The organism is Mesorhizobium sp. M7D.F.Ca.US.004.03.1.1 (assembly GCF_003998635.1).
Classification (GTDB): domain Bacteria; phylum Pseudomonadota; class Alphaproteobacteria; order Rhizobiales; family Rhizobiaceae; genus Mesorhizobium; species Mesorhizobium loti.
Window position 1 is genome coordinate 1 of the sequence record NZ_RZQG01000928.1, and the last position, 2264, is coordinate 2264.

Below are 2264 nucleotides of genomic sequence, written 5' to 3' on the forward strand. Positions count from 1 at the left end.
CGCCCTTCCATTCGGCGCTGATGGCGCCGGCCGCGAACGTCATGCGCGACGCACTCGCCGGTGTGACAAAGAACGCGCCGGCCGTCCCGGTCGTCTCCAACGTGTCTGTGGCGCCGTCGAGCGATCCGGACGAGATCGCCCGCCGCCTGGTCGAACAGATAACCGGCCGCGTGCGCTGGCGCGAGACGGTGGAATGGTTCGGCGCAAATGGCGTCACTACGCTTTACGAAATTGGCGCCGGCAAGGTGCTTTCGGGATTGGTGCGGCGCATCAACCGCGACATCGCCACCGCGTCGGTCGGCTCTGCGGCTGAGGTCGAGGCGGCATTGGCAGCGCTTGCATAAAGCGTCATTTGATCCCATCCCTGTAAAACAGGGTGTTCTCTTCTCAATCAGGAGACAAAAATGTTCGAATTGACTGGCCGCAAGGCTCTCGTCACCGGCGCATCCGGGGGCATCGGCGAGGCGATCGCCAGAGTGCTGCATGCGCAAGGCGCGATCGTCGGCCTGCATGGCACCCGCATCGAGAAACTGGAGGCGCTCGCCACCGAGCTTGGCGACCGGGTCAAGCTGTTTCCGGCCAATCTGTCGAACCGTGACGAGGTCAAGGCGCTCGGCCAGAAGGCGGAGGCCGATCTCGAAGGCGTCGACATCCTGGTCAACAATGCCGGCATCACCAAGGACGGATTGTTTGTGCGCATGTCGGATGCCGACTGGGACACCGTGCTCGAGGTCAACCTGACCGCCGTGTTCAGGCTGACCCGCGAACTCACCCACCCGATGATGCGCCGCCGCCGCGGCCGCATCATCAACATCACTTCGGTGGTCGGCGTCACCGGCAATCCCGGCCAGACCAATTACTGCGCCTCCAAGGCCGGCATGATCGGCTTTTCCAAGTCGCTGGCGCAGGAGATCGCCACCCGCAACATCACCGTCAACTGCGTCGCTCCGGGCTTCATCGAATCGGCGATGACCGACAAGCTCAACGACAAGCAGAAGGAGGCGATCATGGCGGCGATCCCGACGCGCCGCATGGGCACCAGCGCTGAAGTCGCGTCCGCCGTTGCCTATCTCGCCTCCAACGAAGCCGCCTACGTCACCGGCCAGACCATCCATGTAAATGGCGGCATGGCGATGATCTGACGGGCCTTGTTGATAATTCCACCTTGCCGGCCATCTGCTACGGTTAGTCTGCGCTTCCGGTGCTCGCGTACTCCAAGTATGCTCCGCTCCGGTTCTCGAAAACCGCACCATATGATCCGGCAGGGCGAATTCTGGACAAGGTCCGGCGGGCTGTGAAAAGAGACCATTTCGGCTTGGACCTCAGCTATTTTTCGTGTAATGCGGCCCGCAACCCGGCGGTTCGGGCAAAAACCGGTCTGTAGCCGTTGCGTTTCCGGCAGGACCATCTTTCAGCTTGATTAGCGGCATTCTGCCCGCTAACGAAGACAGACAAACAAAAGACGAGGATGCCCAAATGAGTGACACCGCAGAGCGCGTCAAGAAGATCGTCATCGAGCACCTTGGCGTCGATGCCGACAAAGTGACGGAGCAGGCGAGCTTCATCGACGATCTGGGCGCCGACAGCCTCGACACGGTCGAACTCGTCATGGCGTTCGAAGAAGAATTCGGCGTCGAGATCCCCGACGATGCAGCCGAGACCATCCTGACCGTCGGCGATGCGGTGAAGTACATCGACAAGGCTTCGGCCTGACGCTTTCTGCAGTCATCACCGGGGAGGACCTGCGATGAGGCGTGTCGTCGTCACGGGCCTTGGGTTGCTGTCGCCGTTCGGCATGGGCTTTGAGCACAGCTGGAAGGAACTTCTGACCGGCCGCAGCGCTGCCAAGCGCATCACCGAGTTCGAGGTGGAGGATCTTGCTTGCAAGATCGCCCACGTCATTCCGCGTGGCGATGGCAGCAATGCCACCTTCAATCCCGAGGCCGTGCTCGAGCCGAAGGAATTGCGCAAGATCGGCGACTTTATCCTGTACGGGATTGCCGCCGCAGACGAGGCGCTGAAGGATTCCGGCTGGGAACCCAAGACGCATGACGAGCAGTGCGCCACCGGCGTCCTGATCGGCTCCGGCATTGGCGGCATCGAAGGCATCGCCGAGAACGCGATGATCCTCAAGGAACGCGGCCCGCGCCGCATCAGCCCTTTCTTCATCCCGGGCCAGATCATCAATCTCGTCTCCGGGCAGGTTTCGATCCGGCACAGGCTGAAAGGTCCGAACCATGCCGTCGTCACGGCCTGTTCGACTG

The 2264-nt window shown here is 61.8% G+C and carries 3 protein-coding genes and 1 pseudogene; all 4 read left to right on the forward strand.

Annotated elements, in window-relative coordinates:
* A pseudogene (locus EN935_RS32030) lies at positions 1-344 on the forward strand (ACP S-malonyltransferase); the annotation flags it as partial.
* A gap of 60 nt (positions 345-404) precedes the next feature.
* A complete protein-coding gene (fabG, locus tag EN935_RS32035; RefSeq protein WP_127265607.1) occupies positions 405-1142 on the forward strand; it encodes a 3-oxoacyl-[acyl-carrier-protein] reductase in 738 nt (245 codons plus the stop codon).
* A 334-nt stretch (positions 1143-1476) separates the two neighbouring features.
* Positions 1477-1713, forward strand: coding sequence for an acyl carrier protein (locus EN935_RS32040; RefSeq protein ID WP_006203723.1), 237 nt, complete (start codon positions 1477-1479; stop codon positions 1711-1713).
* A gap of 34 nt (positions 1714-1747) precedes the next feature.
* A partial coding sequence (locus tag EN935_RS32045; protein WP_281040378.1) for a beta-ketoacyl synthase N-terminal-like domain-containing protein occupies positions 1748-2264 on the forward strand: 517 nt, incomplete at its 3' end.

Coding starts and splice junctions, on each gene's coding strand:
- EN935_RS32040 (WP_006203723.1), top strand. CDS start 1,477: ATGAGTGACACCGCAGAGCGCGTCAAGAAGATCGTCATCGAGCACCTT.
- fabG (WP_127265607.1), top strand. CDS start 405: ATGTTCGAATTGACTGGCCGCAAGGCTCTCGTCACCGGCGCATCCGGG.